Raw genomic sequence first — 24,215 nt, forward strand, 5'->3', positions numbered from 1 at the left:
GCGTGATAAAAGGGAAGGACCACGGCGGAAGACGCCGTTAGACGTGTTACCGATCTGTTCAAAAGCGTGCCTGAAAGAACTTGTGAAATCTTATACAACGCTGGACCTTTATATGAATCTATTGAACAGAATGAACTCCTTTTTCTTTTAATAAATAGCGAAGTTTTCGAACCGAGATATTCAGTTGTTCTGCCGCTTTTTTTCGATTTCCGACAGTTTGTTTTAATGTTTTCATGACGAAAGATCGACCAATTTGCCTTTCTAATTCTTTTACTAACGATAGCACCTGTTCCAAATCCACTTCACGGTTGTTTTTCCATAGTTCCAGAATATAGCTTGTCCATTCGTTTAAATATGCTTCAAGGTCGGCCTCGTCATCATGATCCTTTTTTTCAATCAATAATTCGATCTGCGGCGAATCGTTTGTCATTTTCATTTTTTCCGGCAAATAATTCGGAGTAATGATCGTGGTTTCGCCTTCTGCCAATGTGACCGCTCTTTTGATCACATTCAGAAGTTCACGAATATTTCCCGGCCAATGATATTGTTTCATTTGTTCGATGGTATCTTCAGAAAAAGTAAGATGGGTTTGTAATTTTTGTAAGAAGAACTCTATGAGAAGGGGAAGATCTTCTATCCTTTTTCTCAACGGAGGCAAGGATAATTTGACCACGTCTAAACGATACAATAAGTCTTCGCGAAATGTTTTTTCGGTTACCGCTTGAGCCAGATTGACATGGGAAGCAGCGAGGATTCGGGTATTGGTCCTGCGTATCGTTTCCCCTCCTACTCGAAAATACTCTCCTGTTTCTAGCACCCGCAAAAGTTTTACTTGAGTCGAAAGAGAAGCCTCTCCAATTTCGTCCAGAAATAAAGTGCCTTTGTTCGCAATTTCAAAAATTCCTTTTTTCTCTTTTACGGCTCCTGTGAAGGCTCCTTTTTCATGTCCAAACAATTCGCTTTCCAGAAGGGTTTCTGAAATCGCTCCGCAGTTGATTCCGATAAATGGTTGGTCAGAACGCATGCTGGCGCTGTGGATAAAATGCGCTAACACTTCTTTTCCGGTTCCGGTTTCTCCTTCAATCAGCACGTTGACATTTTTCTTGGCAATTTTGTAGGCTAGCTTCACTAAATCATTCATTTCTTTGTTTTTTCCTATTATAAAGCCTAGCGATTCTGACAGCTCGTACATATCGTGATCAGACGATGTGGACCGGGTGTTCAATAATTCTTCTATTAACGTTTCCAATTGGTCAAGATCGTCAAACGGTTTCTCGATATAATCACTGGCTCCGTTTTTAATCGCTTCGATCGCTGTTTTCACCGTACTGTAGCCGGTCATGATAATCACTTGGCAAGACGGGGTCGTTTTTTTCATCTGTTTTAATAAATTTAAACCGTTGGCATCAGGCAATTTTACATCGATGAAAGCCAAATCAAATGCTTGTTCTTGGAGGAGACGTCGAAAATCTTTCCCGTTGTATCCAATCTTTACGTGAAATCCTTTTTCCTCAAGAAAATGCAAAAAGAATGTACCGACTTCCGTTTCATCGTCAATAACAAGAATATTGGCCATATCTTCCAACCCCCGAATGATCTTTTTAATGTTTGGCAGGCAGCTTTAAAAGGAATTGGCTTCCTTTTCCGAGTTCACTTTTTACCTCAATTGTTCCACCGTGAGCTTCTGCGATCCCTAAACTGACGGAAAGACCAAGTCCTGTTCCTTTTCCGGGCCGTTTTGTCGTAAAAAATGGATTGAAAATTTCTTGTAAATGCTGTTTGCTTATTCCTTTGCCGTTATCTGCGACCGAAAGAAGAACCCATTGTTTCCCTTTTACTTTGACCGTCGATGTGCGGATCTTAATCACTTTTTTCGGCACATCGGTCTCTTCTAAAGCATCCTTTGCATTGATTAACAGATTTAAAATGATTTGTCCGATTTGTTGTGCGTTTCCTTCAACAGTGCCAATGGAGTCATCCAGCGTTTTTTGGATCAGGATATTTTGTTTGCGAATCTGGTAACCGACTAATCCTAATACTTGCTCGACTGCTTCATTGATGGAACAATCTTCAAACCTATATTCATCTTGTCTTGAGAACGTCAATAAATTTTGAATAATGGTTTTACATCGTTTACCGCATGTAAAAATATCGGTCAACAGTTGATAGGAGCGATTTTCTTTTGATACCGATCTTAATAATAGTTGGGCGTTTCCTAAGATGGCGGTTAATGGGTTGTTAAGCTCGTGGGCAATTCCTGCCGCCATTTCGCCAATGGCCGCAAGCTTCCCTGATTGGACTAATTGAGCCTCAATCCGGGATTTTTCTGTGATGTCATTGATATAAACAATGATGGCATACATGTTTTGGCTTTCATTAAATATCGGGTAGGAATGGAGTTCACATACACGCTGTTGAATATGAATTTGCCTGTGAACGGGTTTTTTCGTTTGAAGACTTTCCAATATCGGGCTGTCATGAATATCCATGGATAATAGCGAATGGATGTTTTCGTTCGTTTTTTTCTGCGAAGGCAATGAAAAGAATTCTTGTGCCGAGTCATTATAATTCAGAATATTTCCGTGTAAGTCAACGACCAGTATCATTTCGGAAACAGCCCGGAACGTTTCTTCCCATTCTTTTTTACTCGTGAGCACTTCTTGATAAAGCTGGGCATTTTCTATACAAACAGCTAATTGATCACCCAGTTGTTGAAAAAAGGAAAGATCATCTTTCTCATATTGGAGGGTGCTTTTGCTTCCGACGCTTAAAAGACCAATGATTTTTTCTTTACTCGTTAAGGGAATTAATAAAACACTTTGAATTCCTAATGATTCGTACACTTTGTTTTCAATAAAAGAATCCTTTTTATTCCGGACTTGGTAAAAAGTCATTTGCAGGGATTGAATGACGTTCCAATAGAGCGAGTTTTCCTTCGGCAGAGAAAAACCGATCGGGAAATATAAGGACTGCGCCGGGTAAGCATTGCTTATCATTAATTCTTGATGTTTATATAAAGATAAGCTGATTCTTTCGCACGGGAAAATTTGATTTAATTTATCAAAAAGGTTTTTCATTAATTCATCCATGGACATATCGATATTAAAACTTTTGGTCACATCGTTTATGATTTCTAACTGCGTATTTTTCTTTTTTAATTCTGTGACCATTTTTTTTAATTCAGTATAATAACTTTTTTTGGAAGACTGGACCCCCGTTAAGAGACTCATCATTTTCTTCTGATCGTGTATCTTCATGAGTCACCAAGCCTTTCTGAATAATTCTTCAATATCCTCAATGGTTATGTCTCTCGGGTTTGTGATCATGCAGGCGTCATTTAAGGCAATTTGACTCATTTCTTGTATCGTTTCTTTTTCTATCCCCATTTCCGACAATTTTTGAGGAGCTCCGATATCAATGGCTAATTCTTTAACATAATCAATGGCTTTTTTTCCAGCTTCCATATAGGTGAGGCCACGGATGTCGATCCCTAGAAAAGAAGCAATATCGGCAAATTTCTTCGGATTGGCGATCAAATTGTATTCCATCACATGGGGCAACAGAACGGAATTGACATCGCCGTGATGCACCGGAAACCGCCCGCCGATGGCATGGGACATCGCATGTACAGCTCCCAAAATAGCGTTGGAAAAAGAGAGGCCCGCTTGTAAACTGGCCATCGCCATATTGGTTTTCGCTTCCATATTGAGTTTGGATGCAACCGAAGGGCGCAAATATTGGGCCACTAACGTAATGGCATTTTTCGCTTGAACATCTGTTAAAGGTGTCGATGCTAAACTGACATACGCTTCAATTCCGTGGGATAAGACGTCTAAACCGGTGGAAGCTGTCAAATGGGCGTTTTTTGTTGTTAATGTTTCAGGATCGACAATCGCAATATCCGGAACGAGAGATTTCGATACGATGGTCATCTTTTTTTGTCCTTTTGTATCTAATATGATCGAAAACTGCGATACTTCTGAACCGGAACCGGCCGTTGTAGGAACCATCACTTGTGGGGGGAGGGGTTTTTGGATTTTATCGACTCCTTCATAATCGTGAATATGACCGCCGTTGGCGACAAGGATCGCAATCGCTTTTGCTACATCGATGGAACTTCCCCCGCCTATTCCGATAACGGCGTCGCATTCATTATCGACATACAGGGCAGCGCCATTTTCAACTTCCTTATCTTTTGGATTCACCGTGACATCATAAAATGTGGAGTATTTCAGCCCGGCTTGTTTGCAGCTCTTTATCACAACTTCCAGCCAACCGGCTTCCATGACACCCGGATCACTGACAATGAATACGTTTGTGGCGCCAAGCCTAAGACAGCTTTCGCCGACTTGATGAATGGAATGATTTCCAAAAATCACTTCCGGCATGACAAATTTATGTATCATCATTCTAAATCCCCCAATGTACGGCTTATACTTTTCCTTTGATTGGGCTAAAATTCATTTCTTTTAAGTCCAACTTGTCTTGTTGGATACGGACGGAGAATAAGAAGATGGTTCAAAATGAAACGAAGAAGGGATTTTCACAAAATGGGAAGAATAGATTTCTTGATGTAAAAAAGGATATTAAAAGATTCGAATGCTTGTACATTTGAAAAAGAGGTTATTCGTTAGTGAATCTTATACACTCGTCATGTTTAATAAAGAGAAGCAGCGGCATGGTCAACTGCTTCTCTTTATTTCATGACAACGAAAGAAAACAAATCATTGGATGATTGAAAGATTCAGAACTTTTCCATCCACGTAGAAAAGAATTGTACGTGGCAGGGGATGAATCGATCAATCGTCCGGTAAAGGCTGTTCATCCGGAAGAACCGTTTTGGCAATGGTTTGATCGAGTTCTTCAAAATCATAATAATGAATTGTTTCATACAATTCTTTTCGCGTTTGCATATTGTCCAGTTCGCTTTTTTGCGTGCCGGTTTCGAGAATGGTTTGGAAAACCCGCTCATAGGCCTTTGCTGCCACGCGAAGCGAAGTAACAGGATAAATGACCATCGCATAGCCGAAAGACGCAAATTCTTCAGCCGTATAATAAGGTGTACGCCCAAACTCTGTCATATTGGCAAGAAGCGGGACCGAAACGGCTTGCTTCATCTTCAAAAACTCTTCTTTCTTTGTAAGAGCTTCCGGAAAAATGGCATCTGCTCCTGCTTCTACATATCGCTGCGCCCGTTCGATCGCTCGATCGAGTCCTTCCACGGCATAAGCGTCCGTTCGCGCGATGATCACAAGAGACGGTGCCACTTGTTTAATGGCCTGAATTTTTTGCATCATTTCCTCAGCGGATACAAGTTTTTTTCCATTTAAATGACCGCATTTTTTAGGAAGCTCCTGATCTTCGATTTGAACGGCCGCCACGCGAGCTTCGACCATTTCACGAGCCGTTCGGGCTACATTGAGGACACCGCCAAATCCGGTATCAATGTCTACGAGAACAGGCAGATTGGCTGCTCGAACGAGTTCACGGGCACGACGAGCCACTTCTTCAGATGTCACGATGCCCAGATCAGGCAGCCCTTGGCTTGCCGTAAAGGCTCCGCCGGATAAATAAAGGGCTTGAAATCCGACCTTTCTGGCTATAAGGGCTGCCATTCCATCGTGTGTCCCGGGAATTTGCAAAATGTCAGGAGCGTTCATTAAAGTTCGAAACCGTTCTGCCAACTCTTCTTGTGTTGATTCGTGTTCAACAACCCAAACCATAAAACCACCTTCTTTCAATGATTAAGACCATTCGTTTGTTTGAATTCATATCCATTGCTTGCAATTAGTTAGTATGAAATAACAAATCACCCTCCACGGTGTTTCATTTGAAGCGGGAGTTTTATGACACCATGAAGGCCATATTCAAATCACCATTTTGGTTCGGGAGGTGTCTTGAGTTTCGAAAAGCCTGATTCATCTTCTGCTTTCATTTTGGGGATGAAAGCAGGAGACTCCTTTTGAAACGTGTTAAAGGACGAATAGATCGACGAATTCATGAACATTCATTGTTTCAAGGCGTTCTTGATCCGTAGAAACTTCCAGAATACGATTGATTTGTTTGTCTGTGAACCGAGTTTCCAGGTTGTTTTCGTATTTTTTCAATAGTTTCGGTATGGCTTCTTCTCTGCGGAAGCGGTGGCCGATTGGGTATTCCCGAACGACTTGGCGCGTTTCCGTTCCGTCTTTAAAGCGAATTTGAACAGCGTTCGCGATGGAACGTTTTTCCGGATCGAGATAGTCTTTGCTGTATTGTTTGTTTTCCACGACGGTCATTTTTTCACGAAGTGCATCGATTCTTGGGTCTGATGCGATTTCGTCTTCATAATGATCAGCCGTTAAGTCGCCGTAAATGAGACCGACAGCAGTGATATACTGGATGCAGTGATCGCGATCGGCCGGATTGTGAAGCGGTCCGGTTTTATCGATAATACGGATGGCGGATTCATGTGTCGTAATCGTCACTTCTTCAATCTCGTCTAAACGATCTTTTACTTCAGGATGAAGTTCAATCGCGCATTCAACAGCAGTTTGAGCATGGAATTCTGCAGGGTAAGAAATTTTAAACAGTACGTTTTCCATGACATACGATTCAAATGGGCGAGCAAGCTTCAATTTTTGTCCACGGAACAGCACATCTTCAAATCCCCAGTTTGGAGCGGACAGAGCCGTTGGATAGCCCATTTCTCCTTTTAAGGACATCAGCGCCAGGCGAACGGCCCGGCTTGTTGCATCACCGGCAGCCCATGACTTGCGTGAACCCGTATTAGGAGCATGACGATATGTACGTAAGCTCGAATTATCGATCCAGGCATTGGACAGAGCGTTAATGATTTCTTCCTTTTTTCCTCCAAGAAGTTTTGTTACAACAGCGGTTGAAGCGACTTTGACAAATAAAACATGGTCGAGACCAACGCGGTTCAGACTGTTTTCAAGAGCGAGCACTCCTTGAATTTCATGGGCTTTGATCATGGCTTCCAGCACGGCGCGCATTTTTAACGGTTCTTTTCCTTGGGCAACGTTCGAGCGGCTGATGTAATCAGCAACTGCTAAAATACCGCCTAGGTTGTCGGAAGGATGTCCCCATTCTGCTGCAAGCCATGTGTCATTATAATCAAGCCAGCGAATCATACAGCCAATGTTAAACGCACCTTGTACCGGATCCAACACGTATGATGTCCCCGGAACACGAGATCCGTTTGGAACAATCGTACCTGGAACGATAGGCCCCAAAAGTTTGGTGCATTCCGGGTAGCGAAGAGCAAGAATTCCGCAGCCGAGCGTGTCGATGAGCACATAGCGAGCGGTTTCGAAAGCCTCATTGCTTTTAATTTCTTTATCCAATACATAATCCGCAATTTCATTGAGCAAAGGATCCACTTGTTGTTTTTCATTATTTTTTACTAAAACTTCACCCATCAGCCTCTTCCTTTCTAAAGTAAAATGATATAATTAAAGGAGAGGAATTTCTGCCCAAATTCCTCTACTGGTGAGCGTATAAATCTGTTTAGGATCAGTTCGTTTGCAGATGGCGCTCGCCGACATACTTGACGCGTGGCCGGAACAGACGGTTGTTGTTATGCTGTTCGATTACATGAGCACATAGCCCCGCTGTTCGGGCAGCAAAGAAAATAGGTGTGTAAAGTTCAATCGGAATATTCAGCATGTAATAGACGGGAGCGGCATAATAGTCCAGATTAGGATACAGACCTTTTTCTTCCCGCATAATTTTTTCGCCCGCTTCACACATTTCCAACAGACGCGTATCTCCGCGTGCCTCGCTTAATGATTGAAGCGCTTTTTTCATCAACAATGCCCGTGGATCCATTTTTTTCATGTAGACCCGGTGGCCAAATCCCATAATCCGCTCTTTATTCGCTAATTTACGATGGAGAAGATTCTCATAGTTTTCTTTCGTTCCGGCTTCTTCCAGCATATACATAACGGCTTCGTTGGCTCCGCCGTGAAGGTGCCCTTTTAAAGAGGAAACGGCTCCTGTCAGTGCGCCATATAAATCAGAATATGTGGAAGAGATGACTCTGGCTGTAAAAGTGGAATTCGGCATTTCATGTTCGATATAGGCTACGAGCGAGCGATCAAAAATTTTCGCTTCCAGTTCCGTCGGTTTTTTTCCTGTGAGAATGTAAAGGAAATTCGCCGTGTAGGAAAGCTCCGGATCGCTTGGAACTACTTGTTGATTGTTCATTAATCGATAACTGCTTGCGACAATGGTCGGTATTTGGCCAAGCAGCTTGATCGTTTTTTGTTTATTGGCCGATTCGCTTCGATCGTCGATAAGAGAATCAAAGCCGGATAAAACCGAGATGCCGGTTCTAAGAGCATCCATTGGGTGCGTCGTTTTAGGGAGGCGCGACAATATTTCAATCAGCTCTTTTGGAAGATCGCTGTTTGATTTAATTTCCGATTCAAAACGAGCTCTTTCTTGATCAGAAGGAAGCTTTTCTTCAATTAATAAATAAGCAACATCAAGATACGTCTTGTTTTCTGCCAACTCGATCAAGTCATACCCGCGCACAACAATCTCTTCATTTTCCACATCAAGAAATGAAATTCCGGTTTCAGCAGCAATAATGCCTTCTAATCCAGGACGAAATTCCAAATTATTTCCCTCCTTCAGAATATTTTGTATTCTAGGGTCCTCTCATCTCTGGGTAGTGTGATGGATTTGCTCATCTGCAATTTTTTTATTAGTTTATGCCTTGCATCATCGGATGTGACAGTGTGAATCTTTGCTGACAAATACAAACAAGCTCACATGAATATGAACTGATATTGCGAAGAAAGAGTTAGTTTTCGCAGTGTCAAGATTTAATCCTAGCTTATTAAACGCTTTCAAAAAGTCGGTTTAAAAAATTTCTCTTAAAGAAAAGATTTTCTAATCTAATAGAATTCCGGTCTAATAGAAAAAAGATTCCTTTTTAAAAAGTTGAAATCCCTATGGGACTTCTTGAAAATTCCTATTGATCTCTGCTCTTAGCACCTCCTATTTTTATAGTTTCGGCCGTTTCCGATCAGGCAGATTTGCTGATGATGCCACGATGCCGGTTTTTATAGAAGCGGATCGTCGGATTTTTTGCCGCTTCCACGATTGATGATCATCATACCTGATATATAACACATCGTTTCTTTTTCATTTATACTATATCACATTTTTAAAAATAAAACAAAAAATTATAAATTTTCTTTTATTTTATAATGGAAATATCAGTTGATACAACCTATTTAACTCCGTTTTTAGAATAAAAATGCGTGCTTCTTCTTATCATTCTTCCTCTAAAGAGAAAAAAGGGGAAAGGGAGGGAAGGAGGATCGCTTCATTATAAGAATAAAATATGAAAACTATTCTACAAAAAGAGACCGCAAATCGTTCCAAGAACCATTTACGGTCTCTAAAAGTTCGAGAGAGGAAACTCTATTCTAAATTAGCATGTCTTCCAAACATCGTATTGGAATCCAATCCTTTTTTCTCCATGACTCTCAAGATGATGGCGTCATAAAACAATAACAATGTTTGTTCGAAAAGCGACCCCATTGGTTGTATGGTTTTGTAATCGTTATCCGATTGATCTTTTGGTGATCCGGGTAACTTTACAGTAATATCCGCCAGTTGACCAATGGTCGATTCGGGGAAAATGGTGGCTGCTGCTATGCTTCCGCCGATTTTTTTGGCTTTTTCTGCCATGGAAACTAGGCTTTTCGTTTCTCCCGAACCCGATCCAATAATTAAAAGGTCTTCTTTTTCATAGTTGGGAGTGACGGTTTCGCCTATGACATAGGCATCTAATCCCATGTGCATCATTCGCATGGCAAAAGATTTCGCCATAAATCCTGATCGGCCGGCGCCGGCTACGAAAATTTTCTTGGATTCGAGAATTTTATCTACCAATTTTTCTGCTTCTTCATCCGAAATGAGATCAACCGTACGACTTAACTCTTTTAAGATTTCACCTAAATATTGAGTCGTCTTCATAGGCCTCAACCTTGTTGTAACATTTCTTTCATTTTAGCTGCTACAGCTTTTTTATCTTTTTGTCCAGCGATACCGCCGCCGACAATGACAAGATCTGGTTGTGCTTTAATAGCTTCTGGCAGTGTTTCTAATTTGATACCGCCGGCAATAGCTGTTTTTGCATTTTTAACGACAGCTTTAATTTTCTTAAGATCTTCAAAAGAGTTTTTACCTACTGCTTGAAGATCGTAGCCGGTATGAACGCAAATGTAATCTACGCCCATAGCATCGATTTCTTTTGCGCGTTCTTCTAAATTTTTTACGGCGATCATGTCAACAAGGACTTGTTTGCCTTGTTTTTTCGCTTCTTCTACAGCGCCCTTGATGGTTAAATCTTCAGCAGCTGCAAGAACGGTCACGATATCGGCGCCGGCTTCGGATGCTTTCATCACTTCATATGCAGCGGCATCCATTGTTTTTAAATCAGCTAATACTCTTAGATTTGGGAATGCTTCTTTCATTTGTTTAACGGCTTCAAGCCCCCAAATTTTTACAACCGGAGTACCGATTTCGACAATATCAATATATTCCTCAACTTCCTTTACTATTTCTATTGCTTCTGGAATGTCAACTAAATCTAATGCTAATTGTAATTCCATTCTTTTTTCACTCCTTTGATTTATTGATGATTTACACTTTTGTAATATACCCAACGGGTCACTTTTTCTTGACCGGATTATTTGATCCCCGGCTACAGTCGTAAGTATACATCGTATTGTATTTAATTAGAAGTACGCACTTTATTTTTACATAGTGTCGAAAAGTATACCGTGTGCTATAATACATGTTGGAGGTGATTAGAATGACGCGTATGCGCGAAAAAACGTTTAATTGTGAAAAAGAATTAACGCTCGCAGTCATCGGCGGAAAGTGGAAAATGCTGATTTTATGGCATTTAGGCAGAGAGGGAACTAAGCGATTTAGCGAACTAAAAGCTCTTATGCCCGGCATTACACAAAGAATGCTGGTGAACCAATTGCGTGAGCTGGAAGAAGACCTTATCGTTCATCGCGAAGTTTATCCTGTTGTTCCGCCGAAAGTAGAATACTCTTTGACAGAGTATGGAAAGAGCTTGATGCCGATTCTTGAGTCCATGTATCAATGGGGAAAAAATTATATGGAAACGGTTCTTGGCCAACATCCAGAAACAACAGAAACAAAAGAGGTCGTTAATAAATAAAGTTCATTCTAAAACAGAATGAAAAAAATATAGATATGAAAAAGCCACGGGCAACAACTTTTCTTGTAAAGGTTGTTGTTCGTGGCCTTTTTTTGTTTAGAAATGTTCCTTTCGAAAATCGGGCTTCATACTTTAAAAGCTGCTGGCTTTGGAATCCATTTGGGTCTTATAAATTACCTTTTATAAAGATGAGTAGGTATTTTTATTTTCACTATATATTGTTTTTGTAACTATATGATTAAAAAGTGCGTACTTACAAATTTGATCGATACGTATTATACTTACCATTGCTGAAACAATGAAGCATGCATGAAAGCATGTTCTTTCTATCTCTAAGGCGTTGGAAGGCAGAATTTATTTTGAATAGGCATCGTTTGAATATGAAAGAGAAAACTAACTCGTACACATTCTCACGAAAGTTTAGATGTCGGATGTGAGAGAAATGACCGGAATGGAAAAAAGATCCAATTTATCAGAGGTTTGGTTTTGCTATCTGGTCAAGTATGGAAAAAATGAAATCGCCTGTTTTCAAAGCAAGGGGATCCAACGTTTTAGAGTCTGTTTGATCAGGAGGGATGATAAATGAATTCTATGAGCTTGGTCTTGTTTGGAGCGTCAGGGGATTTAGCGAAAAGAAAAATATTCCCTGCTTTATATAATTTATTTCTCGATCAAAAAATGCCAGATTCCTTTTCCGTCATTGGTGTTGGTCGAAGAGATTGGATGGATGAATATTTTCAAGCGCTGGTGGAGGATTCAATCAAAACATTTTCTAGACGTCCCGTTATGGATGATTCCCGAAAGAAAGAGTTTTTGAATGCCTTCCGCTACTGCAGTTTGGATGTAACCGATGCAGAAGGGTTTAATGTTTTGCTCGAACTGGTTCAACGGCGTGAGAAAGAATTGAATATTCCTGAAAATCGATTGTTTTATCTTTCTGTTGCGCCAACCTTTTTTGACGTGATTGCGAAAAATATCCAACAAAGTGGATTAGGGTCCACGAAAGGGTGGAAACGCCTCATTGTTGAAAAGCCGTTTGGACATGATTTGAAATCGGCCCAAGAGTTGAATGAAAAATTAAGCCGATTTTTTGAAGAAGAAGAAATTTATCGGATTGACCACTATCTTGGCAAATCGATGGTCCAAAATCTGGAAGCGTTGAAATTTGCCAATCCGGCGCTGCAAGCGCTATGGAACCATCAACATATTGCCAATGTCCAAATTACGGCCAGCGAAACGGTGGGAGTGGAAGAAAGAGCCGGCTATTATGATCAAGCGGGCGCGATTCGAGACATGGTTCAAAATCACATGATGCAGTTGGTGATGATGACGGCCATGCAGCTGCCCAACCGCTTTAACGCCGAAGACATCCGCAAGGAGAAAAGAAAAGTCTTGGAAAATCTTCGTCCATTGCGGAAAGAAGACGTCCGCCAACATGTCGTTCGCGGACAATATGGACCGGGGGAAATTCAAGGGGAACCCGTTGTAGGGTATACAGAAGAGCCGGGCATTCCTCCTTCTTCCACGAACGATACGTTTGTGGCGGCACGATTGTGGATTGACAACGATGCTTGGCGAGGAGTCCCTTTTTATATCCGTACGGGAAAAAGAATGAAGGAAAAATCGACCCGCATTGTCCTGGAATTTAAACATTCGCATACGGTTGAATCTCAACAAGCGAAGCCAAACTTATTAGTGATTCATGTCAATCCGGTGGAAGGCGTCTCGTTCCAACTCAATCGGAAAAATCCGGCCCACCGCGATCAAATCGAACCGGTCCAAGTCGATTTTTCGGCGAATCAGAAGGATGTACCCGAAGCGTATGAACTGTTGCTGTTCGATGCTTTGATGGGAGACTCGACGTTCTTCGCTCATTGGAAAGAAGTAGAGTTGTCTTGGAAATGGGTTCAACCGATTTTAGAAGCCTTTGAAGAAAATCTGGTTCCTCTCCATTCCTATCCTTCCGGTTCCATGGGGCCGGAGGCCTCTCAACAATTATTGGCAGAGGACGGATTTCGTTGGTGGTAAAACCAATAGGCGGGGGGTTCCCCGCATGATGGAAAAAGAATCAGAAACTACGATTGGAAAACAAGTGAAGGAGGGTATTTAGATGAAAATTGGATTAATCGGTTTAGGAAAAATGGGGCTGAATTTAGGCCAAAACTTAATCGACCATCGCCACGAAGTGGTGGCGTATGACGTCAATCCCCAGGCGGTGGAAGAAATCCAAAAATATGGCGCTCAAGGAACTTCCAGCTTACAAGAATTGGTGGACTCGTTGGAAAAGCCAAGAATTGTCTGGATCATGGTGCCGCATGGTGTGGTGGATTCCGTCCTCGGCGACCTGAAGCCGCTTTTGGAAAAAGACGATATTGTGATCGAAGCGGGGAATTCCCACTATAAAGAGTCGATTCGCCGCTACAACGAGTTCAAAGAAGCAGGCATCCGCTTCATGGATGCCGGTACTTCCGGAGGCATGGAAGGAGCTCGCCATGGGGCTTGTTATATGGTAGGGGGAGATCCCGAAGCTTGGAACATCGTGGAACCGATTTTCCGGGATACCGCTGTGGAAAACGGCTATTTATATGCCGGCAAACCGGGCAGCGGTCACTTCTTGAAAATGGTCCACAACGGCATTGAATACGGGATGATGGCCGCCATTGGAGAAGGATTTGAAGTGTTGGAGAAAAGCGACTTTGATTTTGACTATGAAAAAGTCGCGAGAGTATGGAACAATGGGTCCGTCATTCGTTCCTGGCTGATGGAATTAACCGAACGCGCCTTCTCGAAAGATGCGAAATTAGACGGCATCAAAGGCGTGATGCACTCTTCCGGTGAAGGAAAATGGACGGTGGAAACGGCTCTGGATTTACAAACGGCCACACCGGTTATCGCCCTGTCCTTATTGATGAGATATCGTTCGCTCGAAAACGATACCTTTACAGGAAAAGTCGTCGCCGCTTTGCGCAATGAATTTGGCGGACATGCGGTGGAAAAAGCAAGCGGGAAATAAAGAACCATGATAAAGGAAAGATTTTAACATCTGACCTGATCAATGGAGAACCATTTCAAGAAAAGGGGAGTAGGCTATGTCCATTTCTTTTGATTACTCAAATGCATTATCCTTTATGAAACAAAGCGAAATCGAAAATCTCAGCGAATTTGTCAAAGTCGCTCATACGATGATTCATGAAAAGAAGGGACCCGGCTCTGATTTTCTGGGCTGGGTGGACTTGCCGTTCCGGTATGATCGGGACGAATTTGCGCGCATCAAACAAGCGGCGGAGAGAATTCGAAGCCACTCGGATGCTTTGGTGGTCATCGGCATCGGAGGCTCTTACTTGGGAGCAAGGGCAGCGATTGAAGCGTTGTCCCATAGCTTCCATAACCAAATGAACGATCAGACTCAAATTTATTTTGCCGGCTACAATATCAGTTCGACTTATATGGCTCATTTACTGGAGTTGTTGGAAGGAAAAGACATCTCCGTCAACGTGATTTCGAAATCCGGAACTACGACCGAACCGGCGATTGCTTTCCGAATTTTCCGGGACTACATGGAGAAAAAATACGGAAAAGAAGAAGCGAAAAAACGGATTTTCGTCACCACCGACAAGGAAAAAGGCGCCTTGAAAAAATTGGCCGATCAAGAAGGATATGAAACTTTTGTCATTCCGGACGATGTCGGGGGAAGATATTCGGTTTTAACCGCTGTCGGTCTCTTGCCGATCGCCGTAGCCGGACTGAACATTGATCAAATGATGGAAGGAGCCGCTGCGGCTGCACGCAAATACAATCATCCGGATCTTTTAACCAATGAAAGCTATCAATATGCCGCGGTGCGAAACATTCTGTACCGGAAAGGAAAGGCCATCGAATTGCTGGTGAATTATGAACCTTCCCTTCATTATGTATCCGAATGGTGGAAACAGCTGTTTGGAGAAAGCGAAGGAAAAGATCAAAAAGCGCTTTTCCCGGCATCGGTTGATTTTTCCACGGACTTGCATTCCATGGGTCAATACGTTCAAGAAGGCCGTCGCCTTCTGATCGAAACGGTCTTGCAAGTGAAGAAACCGCGAATAGAAGTCACCATCCAAGAAGATCCGGAAAATATCGATGGATTAAACTTCTTGGCCGGTAAAACGATGGATGAAGTGAATAAAAAAGCGTTCCAAGGGACTTTATTGGCCCATGTCGACGGGGAAGTACCGAACCTGGTAGTGGAACTGGACGAAATGAATGAATTCACTTTCGGAGAAATGGTGTACTTCTTTGAAAAAGCTTGTGCCATCAGCGGACACTTGCTGGGGGTGAACCCATTCGATCAACCGGGAGTGGAAGCCTATAAAAAGAATATGTTTGCGCTGCTTGGAAAACCGGGATTTGAAGCAGAAAGAGAAGCGCTGATGAAACGGTTGTCCAAATAATTTATTGAGTGAAATAGACAATCTTGTTGATAAAAGTGCAGGAAACAAGAGAGGGAGCGAAGTCAAATCGCTCCCTCTCTTTTACTTTTTTCGATAATCTATTTTGAGATTGGAAAATTTTAGCTGGTGGCCATCACTGAACGGCAGAAAATAGTTCAATCCAATTATTGTTGTAATTTTGGCAATAAAGAGAATATTGTATTATGATAAAAGCACAGCGACTGGAGTGAATGGAATGATATGGAGACTAAAAACACATTTTTGTATTTGCTGAAAGAAAACAAAGAATTTAAAAAATTGTTTTATGGATCTCTTCATAAAAATCTTGGTCCAGGTGGTATTTATCTATGGCATATAAATCACCCGTGTTGTATACGAGATGATCGTCCGCCATGAAAGAAGACAGTCCAAAACTAGAAAATACAATCGCTTTAGGCAGCGATGAAACCGTTGTCGGCGCAATCTGCCGCACGTCCTGAAATGCTTCTTTCAGCTGCGGCACCACCGTTGAAACCCTCTCATCCATCTTCGGCCAGTCGGCCGGATATGTAATCTGATAACCTTTATAAACGAGCCGGTTGCCCTGACCCTTGATCAGCGTGACCGCTTGCGCCTCGCCGCTGTAAACCGACCCCCGCTTCGGCAAATTGCAAAACAGCACATCGCCATCCACTTTCAAGGTAAAAGCATGTTTTTCTCTCGGCAAAAATTGGTCCGTGAATTCGTCCCACCATATCCGTTCCTTTGTTCCGTAAATGGTAAACTCATATATTTTATACATTTGTGACGCCCTCTTTTTCGGATACCACGCTTTATCGGCGAGAAGAACCGTTCGTCCGTTCGTATAAGGGATGAAGCTTGTATCCACGATGTCATACCGAAACGTGAGAGATGTCGTGCCTTCAGGCAAATAAACAGTAACAATATCTCCCTCTCTTGCAAACTTGACTCGTTTATGATTTGCTTGAATCCATTTGATTGGATAAGCATGGTACAATTGAAACGTCGGCTTTGTTGTGTCCATACGGGAAAACATCACATGCACAGTGGCCTGTTTTTCTTTCAATGAAATGGAGTAAGATTGAATATCATACCGCAAATCTGTCTTGACGTCTCTGTTCATCTTTCGATAGTCATTGATCTCCGTTGTTTGATCCGCTCGAGTAAACGCTTTTGTGTTTGACTGCAAAGAACTATAAGCTGTCAAGACAATAAGGAACGGGAGCATAAGCAGCACTTTCATGACAACATTCCGTTCTCTCGTTGTAAGCGTCCAACGAAGCGACAACATCAAAATCATTCCAAAAAGGACGAGAAACCATGTGAGCAGCTTCCACTCATTTCCCCGATCCACCTCAAAACCAATATAGGAGTCATATACAGATTGGACACCGTGGTTTCCGATAAAAAGCAGCGATTTCCAGTCATTCGCATGAACTGTTTCAAAGAAATCAATAAATAGTTCCGTCGTCATACTGCCGGTTACAATCCACACGACTAACATCACAAAAAAGCTGCTCTTTTTTGTCCCAAGAAGCATCGCCACCATCAAGCCATACATTATGCTGAGCGACAACGGAGCGAACATATATACGATTAAAAAACGAAACAGTGACAAATAAAAATCCGAAGGCTCAATTCCTACAACAAAATAAACAATGGAAAAAATGCCATAGGCAACAACCGCCATAACTCCTTGGCATAAAACATGAACGGCAAACATCGCGCTCATTTTCTCCAACATAATGCGATAGCCATCCGTAAAAAACGACTGGACGCCATAAAGAAGTTCCTTTGAATGGAGAAGATAGAAAAAAACGATGTAAAAGATCGATACCATTTGCACAAGCATGAAAACTTCATGTGGCAGTTGTCCATACGCTTCCATATCATATGGATCTGAAAAGAACAAAATGAGCCTGCTGATTAGCAAAATGAAAAACAATACACTTGCCCCAATATATAGCTTACTTTTAAATATTTGTTTGATATAAAAAATAAATAGACGCTTCCATCGCACTTCATTTCACCCGTTTCCCTAAAAGGTGCCTCAAAAAGATCAGAAATCTCCACAAAAAATAAAGATTGGTGGGATTGAATAGCCGCGATGATATGGATTTCATCGATATTTACTGCATGTGTTATGCTGTATCCTTATGCATAACTTTGAGTGTTTACTTTAGTTTTGCAACACCATCCATATTTAATTAGATCAACTTTTCTACTCAATGCTATTCTCCACCTTTTGGTACTGAAAAAAATTACCTGTCTTTATCCCGTAATTTATCAAGCCCGCCAACCTTACTTTCAATCTATCAAATAAAAAAGAAAAAAACATCCGTATTTTCCGCAAAGTTGATTGCAGAAAATGCGGATGTTTAAGGATATCCATGAGATTGAACAATCGGTGGCAGCATCTTAGTGTACATCGAGCATCACAAAGAAAAGTTTTTCAGTGCTAAGGAATGTGATTGAGAAGCAACAGGCAACGGAATCTTGATCTGTTAGACATCCGTTTTAGGGAAAGTTTTTACCGCATTTCCTCTCCCTTGTTCTTCAATAATCTTGAAACAGCACAAACATCTCTATATGGCTATTGAGGTTTCCTGTCTGCTCTCTGAATGAAAACAACTGTTGTAAACATAAGCACGATAACCGTTATCGACAAAATCACAAATTTCCTTAATAAAAACGGATCCCAAACGGGCGGCTGGAATAAAAAGATGTGCGGCCACGGCATAAATTCCCCTAACGTTACCACTTCTAAAACCGTATAAATGATAATATTTTATCGAGCCATAAAAAAGCAGCAAACTAATACCAAATTTGTTCTCAGGTGCTTTGGTATTAGTTTGCGAATAATGAGGCTATAATAGTTATCTCTTACTACCGCTTCGCCAGATTGGAAGTCAGTCCCTCTTTCCCATTTCAACAGAAAATTTATCCTTTTCCCTATGGTAGGAATTACTTCACTTTTTCAAGTTTAAAGTGGTTGATTCTGTAAACTTCATCACAAAGAATATCAATATCCTCTTGATTATGGCTGGTAAGCAAAATAGTTCTCCCTTCTTGCTTGAATTTTCGGAGTAAATTGCGGATATTTTCAACGCTTTCAGCATCCAAAGCATTAAATGGTTCATCTAAAATAAGTGTTTGTTGATCTTCCATAATGGCTTGAGCAAGGGCAAGCTTTTGTTTCATTCCAAGCGAGTAATGTTTTACCTTTTGTGTCGATTCTGGATTTAATCCAACCATCTTCATCGTTTTCTTTATTTTGTCATCATTAATTTTGTTTCTAATTAGGGCTAATGCTTTTAAATTATCAAACCCTGTCTTTTCCGCTATATATCCAGGCCGATCAATGATAATCCCAAAATTATTCGGAAACCGTTTATTGGTACCCAATTCTTCCCCATCCACGATCACACTACCGTGATCAGGAAATATAAATCCGCATATTAGTTTGAATAATACTGACTTGCCAGAACCGTTAGGACCAATAATTCCATAAATTTTCCCCTTTTCTACTGTAAAATTCATATTTTCAAAAATCGTTACCCCTTTAAAAGATTTACTGACTTGATTCAGTTGTATATGTGGCAACTTCCTCACTCCCCTTTTTATAAATCAATGTCTTTTTTATGAAAAATATACAACACAAAAATTATTCCTAAAATATTCCATAAAGATAGAACCACACTTATACGATAAATAGAGTGATCGCTTAATATATAGCCAATACTATTCAATCCAGATGGAATGATTAACCAATTATTAAGACCTGGAAACATAAAGATCGAAAGTATACAAATAGCCAATAGACTATAAAAAATTTCTTTGCTTAGCCAAGAAATAATAAACACAAATAACACATAGAAGAAAACTTGTAGATAACCATTGACAAAAAAATGATAAAATACCTTGAATATCGTAATAGAGTTATCAACAGAAATATAGAAATCAAAAGAAAAACGTTTCAAAGAAGAGAGCAATAACGAAAATAATGCCAATATTAACAAATAGAATGCAATATATATCATTATTTTGCGATACCATTCCCAAAACCACTTACTTATAGAGCGATAACGCAAAAGCTTATAATAACCAATTTCCGACAATTCCCTTTGTAAATACAATTGTATTAAATAGATAAAACCAAAATATATAACCCAATAAGACAAAAATGACTTTAAACTAAATGTTTGGTTTGAACCGCCTATAAACATGAAAATAAATTGATCCCAAATGGTTTTTCCTAACTTTTCTCGCATACCGGACCATAATGCTATGACAATCAGTGCAAAAAAAATGATATAGCCCCAGTTATATCGCAATTTACTAAATATTTTCGTATTTAAATCTATTCGATTTACACTCCATACAATCAACGTCGCCAATCCTATTACAATTGCGAACGGTCCCCATATATTACCGAACTGTGCAGCCCCCGAATGTAAAATGAGGTAATTGCACAAATTGAATAAATAAGCATGACTAGGAAGAAGTTTAAATGACACTCCACTATATACCCATATGAAAACCGCAATGAATATGACAATACCTTTTCTTTGTGATTTTACATAAATGATGGCTAGAATAAAGTGGATACAAATCAAACTTAGAATGAGTAACGAAAGATGTAATAACAATGCTAAAAAGGGTGTATCTATAAATTTTTGCAATATTTGCGTTTCACTTAGAGAACCATCAAGCTTACTAAACGGGCTCCAACCAGCAAAAGAAGGAGCGCCGATTAATAAAAGCCCACTCACTGCTCCCCAAACTATCGTTGCTATACTGAGGCTTTGAACAAATTTATTTAATGTTTGATACACCCAACTTCGATAAGAACCTAATCGTATAAGAATCGTGTACTCAAAATCAGATATGATAATCGAAATAGAACGGTATAGTAAAACAGGTAAAATAAAATACAAAATAAGATAAATATCACTAAGAAAGCTATGCAACAAGTCCCACTTGTTCAACGATAATTTTGTTTGAACTGAAAAATAATATATTTGTTCTTTGCTTCTTGATCCATATATGTAAATAATCATTCCAAAGATAATCCATTTGAATGTAAATAGTTCGTCGATGAAATCTTTCCATTTACTTCTTAATATCCTAGCCATAGTGTTTGTGTAGATTCTCCTTTAAATAAAATCCTAATATGATAATGACAATACATAATATTGTAAATGGGACGAATACCGTCCACAAAGGTTGTTGTGAGATACTAAAAGGAAAAATAGTATAAGTGGGTGAAAATTGCTCATATCCAAGAATTTGCGTAATAAAATTGCCTAACAAATAATACATAAATGGAATGGAAAGCGCAACAAAAGGTTTCTCTAAGATCATAACTAGCAATAATCCCATTGTCGCATACATCATTCCATTCAGTCCTACCCATAGCGAGTAAATAATTCCATATGGCAATGTTCCAAGAAAAAGCAATTGCTCAAACGTCGTATAAGGAATAGGATTACCATCTGCAGGATATAAATGAACGATGTCCAAAACAGGTTCAATATACATAGAAAATATAAAAGGGACGAATACCATCAAAAAGGCTATCAAAAAAGATAGAATCGCATTGACTACTAATTTGCTAAATAAGTAAGTAGCCAAAGGGATACGAATACGCACATACGGAATAAAATGGTTTTTTTGTTCACCAACGAAGTAAATCGCATACACAAGAACCACTATGATAGGAAAAAGCAGCGGAACAAAATTAGAATTTAATCGTAGAAAAAGATCTAATTGCCTATAATAAACATAATTCTCTTTAATCAATAAAAATTGAATGGTGGGAAGAACCAATATCAATGCCGCCCAAATCACACATTGACGCCAGGTGACGGCTCTCATCAATTCTACTTTCACCTGATGACTTAACATTTTTGACATCCTTTCCTGCTCTTAGTTTTAGTTTTGAAGAGAATGGACCGGCCGAATGGCTCGGTCCATTCTCATTGTGAATTAATTGCTTCTCCACTCTCCCTTTACCCTTACGTCTACCAATTGAGTAAGATCCGAGCTGAACTCAACTCGGGCATCCTTACCTGATTTGATCGAATTAGGCAATTTGAATGGCCCCCCAACGGTTGCGATACGAACCCAAGGCCCAGTTCCCCCGCTATAAGAATGCGCTCTTGCATCCAATGCTTTTCCAAGTATAGATACTTTCAAATTAGCTGATGCACCGGTAGTAGATTTGGTTTGTTGAGGAGTAAACGCATTACCGTTTAACTTTGGGACAATTACGTCATACCCGCCATACGTTGTACCAGCCTGAGCCAAGCCTCCTGCCGCGAGAAGCCCTGCTGCTAAGGTAAGTACTGCGAATTTCTTTTTCATTTTTTAACATTCCTACTCGTAATTTTAGATGATAACCGGCCGGCTTCGCCCCCATTATATCAAAATAAACCTGAAAATACCTATATTTTTTAGAAAATGATGACAAAAGTTGTAATATAGTGTAAAATTTTGATAAAAATATTGGTTGGAGGTAGGTATTATAAACCAAAACTTATGGAATGTTCTTCAAACACTACTAGGGAAAGATTCCATCGGAACAACGGAACTTGCGTTAGCAAGGGAGAGTTTAAGTCCAGAAGTCTTCTCAGCATTGGTAGAGTATCTGCAAGATGGATTGAAGGCGAAAGGAAATCCGTGGGTGTAAGGTTGAATGAATATTGTCGGAAGAAGCGAGATAAAGACTTTTTTGCAAAATCACTTGTCCACTAACTGTGTGTTAGAACAAGAGATCATTCAATATATATAAATCCAGTTTGAAATTCCGACATGTTTAATCAACCTGCATCCTTGTCTATACTGCTCCTAAATGAGTAAATCAAAGGAGCGGAAGAAGAATGAGGAAAAAAGGATTACAAATTACAAACGATCATGGTTGGACGATCGAACGTCTTCAAGAACAGGAGCGCAAAATGAAAAAGGCGAACATGGCAAAACGAATTGCAGTCATTCGTCTGATTATGCAAGGCTATTTGGGGATCCAAGTCGCTGAGCTCTTGAATCTCCACCGTGAGACCGTTTCGATTTACGTGCAAAAGTTTACTCAAGGTGGGATGGATGCGTTATTAGAACGTCGATACGCCCCGGGCAGAAAGCCGTATCTATCTCCAGAAGAAGAACAGGAATTAAAAAAAATGCTGGAAGAAAGCACTCCTGCCGATGAAGGATACGGCATTGAAACGGGCTGGAATACCCGGATTATTCAACATGTGTTAGAAGAGAAATTTTCTGTCACCATGTCCCGTGGCGGTATTGGTGATATGCTTCATCGATGGGGATTTCGCTATACACGCCCTACGTATACCCTCAAACGGGCCAATCCACAAAAACAAAAAGAGTTTCAACAGGAGATGGAACTCATAAAAAAAACTTGTCCGACAACATGGTCATAATCTATGAAGATGAAAGCCATATTCGGGATTACCAAACTCTACGGGCCACATGGAATGTTAAAGGGCGTCAAAAACAAATCCCTACGTATGGACATCACGCAACCGTTAGCTTATTAGGCGGTGTGAATATCAAAACGGGGGAATTTCACTGTATGGAAACCAATCCATGCAATGTACAGGCTTTTCTGCAATTTCTTCAATACACATTGGACCAGTATCCGGATAAACATGTCGTGATGGTCTTGGATAACACAAAAATTCATCGTGCCAAAATTCTTCAGCCTTTTCTACATGAGCACGAAGAACGGTTGACTTTGATATTCTTACCTCCGTATTCACCGAATTTAAATTTGGTCGAACGGATTTGGGGATGGCTGAAAGAGAGCGTGATTGCCAATGTATTTCACAAGGATCGCAACGATATCATTCAAGCCATTACTCGGTTTGTCAACTACATCCACGAACGTCCGGAGGAAGTGCTGCAGCGCTTAGGGTGTGCAGGATGACTGAGAAGTTAACTCTTCATGTTGCATGTATATAGAAAGGATCTCTCCTAAAATTTTTGGGGGGGTTTTAGGAATGCTTTGTATCTTCATTAGCTTGATATGGTTATACATGTATTACTTTCATAAATTGAACGAAGATCAGAATTTGAATCAGTCTGCGAGTTCCCGTTGATATCGTTTGGCCATTTTCGTTTAATCTCATCTTTACAAGTAAAGAATAAATTCCCACTTGACACATAGGATTAATTAAATTAATATAATCTCAAATAATATGCCGACTAGACAACTAGAGGCTTTCAATTCAAACAATACTTTGAATTGAAAGCCTCTTTTTTTAATGTTTGATGAAAAAATTTTATTTTTAGAAAGGACGTGAGATATAAAATATATTCGGATTTTTAAGAAAAATAGATTCATAAAATGGAAGAGTTGTTAAAGGCATATAAGGAGAAAAGCTATTTTTCGCAGCAAATGTCGAAAGGCAGTGAAAAGAATGTATGCAGTTGTTTGTTCGGAAACTGAAATCCTTACTGGATTCAAAAGCAAACATATCATCCTGATATTTTCATCCTTGGCTGGCGGGGGAAGGTCCCGTGAAATTTCATAACTTCGATCGATTCCGGCATTTCTCTTC

General features: G+C 40.3%; 17 protein-coding genes and 1 pseudogene. 5 read left to right on the top strand and 13 right to left on the bottom strand.

Annotation, left to right across the window (positions count from 1 at the left end; translation table 11 throughout):
• Positions 1-118: 118 nt before the first annotated feature.
• The 8 genes from N1I87_RS02710 to hxlA all read right to left on the bottom strand — a co-directional run bounded on the left by N1I87_RS02710 (position 119) and on the right by hxlA (position 10,631).
• Positions 119-1,576 (bottom strand): sigma-54-dependent transcriptional regulator, encoded by a 1,458-nt coding sequence (locus N1I87_RS02710; RefSeq protein WP_341100561.1) that lies wholly within the window; start codon positions 1,574-1,576, stop codon positions 119-121.
• Between the two features lie 25 nt (positions 1,577-1,601).
• Complete coding sequence (locus N1I87_RS02715; RefSeq protein ID WP_341100564.1) at positions 1,602-3,257, bottom strand: sensor histidine kinase; 1,656 nt, start codon at positions 3,255-3,257, stop codon at positions 1,602-1,604.
• A gap of 3 nt (positions 3,258-3,260) precedes the next feature.
• Positions 3,261-4,409 (bottom strand): iron-containing alcohol dehydrogenase, encoded by a 1,149-nt coding sequence (locus tag N1I87_RS02720; protein ID WP_340397416.1) that lies wholly within the window; start codon positions 4,407-4,409, stop codon positions 3,261-3,263.
• A gap of 390 nt (positions 4,410-4,799) precedes the next feature.
• Positions 4,800-5,723, bottom strand: coding sequence for a methylisocitrate lyase (gene prpB / locus N1I87_RS02725; protein ID WP_341100565.1), 924 nt, complete (start codon positions 5,721-5,723; stop codon positions 4,800-4,802).
• Positions 5,724-5,972: 249 nt separating this feature from the next.
• Complete coding sequence (locus N1I87_RS02730) at positions 5,973-7,421, bottom strand: bifunctional 2-methylcitrate dehydratase/aconitate hydratase (RefSeq protein WP_341100566.1); 1,449 nt, start codon at positions 7,419-7,421, stop codon at positions 5,973-5,975.
• Between the two features lie 94 nt (positions 7,422-7,515).
• Positions 7,516-8,622, bottom strand: coding sequence for a citrate synthase (gene mmgD / locus N1I87_RS02735; protein WP_270584601.1), 1,107 nt, complete (start codon positions 8,620-8,622; stop codon positions 7,516-7,518).
• A gap of 813 nt (positions 8,623-9,435) precedes the next feature.
• Positions 9,436-9,993, bottom strand: a complete 558-nt coding sequence (gene hxlB, locus N1I87_RS02740; protein ID WP_003353965.1) for a 6-phospho-3-hexuloisomerase — start codon at positions 9,991-9,993, stop codon at positions 9,436-9,438.
• Positions 9,994-9,998: 5 nt separating this feature from the next.
• On the bottom strand, positions 9,999-10,631 hold the full coding sequence (gene hxlA / locus N1I87_RS02745) for a 3-hexulose-6-phosphate synthase (protein WP_118499157.1): 633 nt from the start codon (positions 10,629-10,631) through the stop codon (positions 9,999-10,001).
• A 203-nt stretch (positions 10,632-10,834) separates the two neighbouring features.
• Here hxlA and N1I87_RS02750 point away from each other — a divergent pair, with 203 nt between their 5' ends.
• The 4 genes from N1I87_RS02750 (at position 10,835) to N1I87_RS02765 (ending at position 15,639) form a co-directional block, all read left to right on the top strand.
• Positions 10,835-11,212: a winged helix-turn-helix transcriptional regulator gene (locus tag N1I87_RS02750; RefSeq protein WP_227139824.1), complete on the top strand. Its 378-nt coding sequence runs from the start codon at positions 10,835-10,837 to the stop codon at positions 11,210-11,212.
• A gap of 582 nt (positions 11,213-11,794) precedes the next feature.
• Positions 11,795-13,240, top strand: coding sequence for a glucose-6-phosphate dehydrogenase (gene zwf, locus N1I87_RS02755; protein ID WP_341100567.1), 1,446 nt, complete (start codon positions 11,795-11,797; stop codon positions 13,238-13,240).
• Positions 13,241-13,322: 82 nt separating this feature from the next.
• Positions 13,323-14,225: a phosphogluconate dehydrogenase (NAD(+)-dependent, decarboxylating) gene (gene gnd, locus N1I87_RS02760; RefSeq protein ID WP_227139826.1), complete on the top strand. Its 903-nt coding sequence runs from the start codon at positions 13,323-13,325 to the stop codon at positions 14,223-14,225.
• Between the two features lie 76 nt (positions 14,226-14,301).
• Positions 14,302-15,639: a glucose-6-phosphate isomerase gene (locus tag N1I87_RS02765; protein WP_003353956.1), complete on the top strand. Its 1,338-nt coding sequence runs from the start codon at positions 14,302-14,304 to the stop codon at positions 15,637-15,639.
• Positions 15,640-15,928: 289 nt separating this feature from the next.
• Here the strand turns inward: N1I87_RS02765 and N1I87_RS02770 are convergent, their stop codons facing one another.
• The 5 genes from N1I87_RS02770 to N1I87_RS02790 form a co-directional block, all read right to left on the bottom strand.
• Entirely contained in the window at positions 15,929-17,659 is a 1,731-nt protein-coding gene (locus N1I87_RS02770) for an ABC transporter permease (RefSeq protein ID WP_234395449.1), read from the bottom strand.
• A 944-nt stretch (positions 17,660-18,603) separates the two neighbouring features.
• Positions 18,604-19,242: an ABC transporter ATP-binding protein gene (locus N1I87_RS02775; protein ID WP_341100571.1), complete on the bottom strand. Its 639-nt coding sequence runs from the start codon at positions 19,240-19,242 to the stop codon at positions 18,604-18,606.
• A 17-nt stretch (positions 19,243-19,259) separates the two neighbouring features.
• Positions 19,260-20,774: a permease gene (locus N1I87_RS02780; protein ID WP_341100573.1), complete on the bottom strand. Its 1,515-nt coding sequence runs from the start codon at positions 20,772-20,774 to the stop codon at positions 19,260-19,262.
• Positions 20,767-21,555, bottom strand: coding sequence for a hypothetical protein (locus tag N1I87_RS02785; protein WP_003353952.1), 789 nt, complete (start codon positions 21,553-21,555; stop codon positions 20,767-20,769). The genes N1I87_RS02780 and N1I87_RS02785 overlap by 8 nt, the downstream gene beginning before the upstream one ends.
• 72 nt (positions 21,556-21,627) lie before the next feature.
• Complete coding sequence (locus N1I87_RS02790; protein WP_003353951.1) at positions 21,628-22,005, bottom strand: hypothetical protein; 378 nt, start codon at positions 22,003-22,005, stop codon at positions 21,628-21,630.
• Positions 22,006-22,643: 638 nt separating this feature from the next.
• Here N1I87_RS02790 and N1I87_RS02795 point away from each other — a divergent pair.
• A pseudogene (locus N1I87_RS02795) lies at positions 22,644-23,581 on the top strand (IS630 family transposase).
• The last annotated feature ends 634 nt before the right edge of the window (positions 23,582-24,215 follow it).

It is taken from the genome of Bacillus sp. FSL W8-0102 (assembly GCF_038007225.1).
Classification (GTDB): Bacteria; Bacillota; Bacilli; order Bacillales; family DSM-4216; genus Bacillus_O; species Bacillus_O smithii.

Coding starts and splice junctions, on each gene's coding strand:
- N1I87_RS02750 (WP_227139824.1), top strand. CDS start 10,835: ATGACGCGTATGCGCGAAAAAACGTTTAATTGTGAAAAAGAATTAACG.
- N1I87_RS02710 (WP_341100561.1), bottom strand. CDS start 1,576: ATGGCCAATATTCTTGTTATTGACGATGAAACGGAAGTCGGTACATTC.
- N1I87_RS02765 (WP_003353956.1), top strand. CDS start 14,302: ATGTCCATTTCTTTTGATTACTCAAATGCATTATCCTTTATGAAACAA.
- gnd (WP_227139826.1), top strand. CDS start 13,323: ATGAAAATTGGATTAATCGGTTTAGGAAAAATGGGGCTGAATTTAGGC.
- N1I87_RS02785 (WP_003353952.1), bottom strand. CDS start 21,555: ATGTCAAAAATGTTAAGTCATCAGGTGAAAGTAGAATTGATGAGAGCC.
- N1I87_RS02780 (WP_341100573.1), bottom strand. CDS start 20,774: ATGGCTAGGATATTAAGAAGTAAATGGAAAGATTTCATCGACGAACTA.
- N1I87_RS02790 (WP_003353951.1), bottom strand. CDS start 22,005: ATGAAAAAGAAATTCGCAGTACTTACCTTAGCAGCAGGGCTTCTCGCG.
- prpB (WP_341100565.1), bottom strand. CDS start 5,723: ATGGTTTGGGTTGTTGAACACGAATCAACACAAGAAGAGTTGGCAGAA.
- hxlB (WP_003353965.1), bottom strand. CDS start 9,993: ATGAAGACGACTCAATATTTAGGTGAAATCTTAAAAGAGTTAAGTCGT.
- zwf (WP_341100567.1), top strand. CDS start 11,795: ATGAATTCTATGAGCTTGGTCTTGTTTGGAGCGTCAGGGGATTTAGCG.
- N1I87_RS02720 (WP_340397416.1), bottom strand. CDS start 4,409: ATGATGATACATAAATTTGTCATGCCGGAAGTGATTTTTGGAAATCAT.
- N1I87_RS02715 (WP_341100564.1), bottom strand. CDS start 3,257: ATGAAGATACACGATCAGAAGAAAATGATGAGTCTCTTAACGGGGGTC.
- hxlA (WP_118499157.1), bottom strand. CDS start 10,631: ATGGAATTACAATTAGCATTAGATTTAGTTGACATTCCAGAAGCAATA.
- N1I87_RS02730 (WP_341100566.1), bottom strand. CDS start 7,421: ATGGGTGAAGTTTTAGTAAAAAATAATGAAAAACAACAAGTGGATCCT.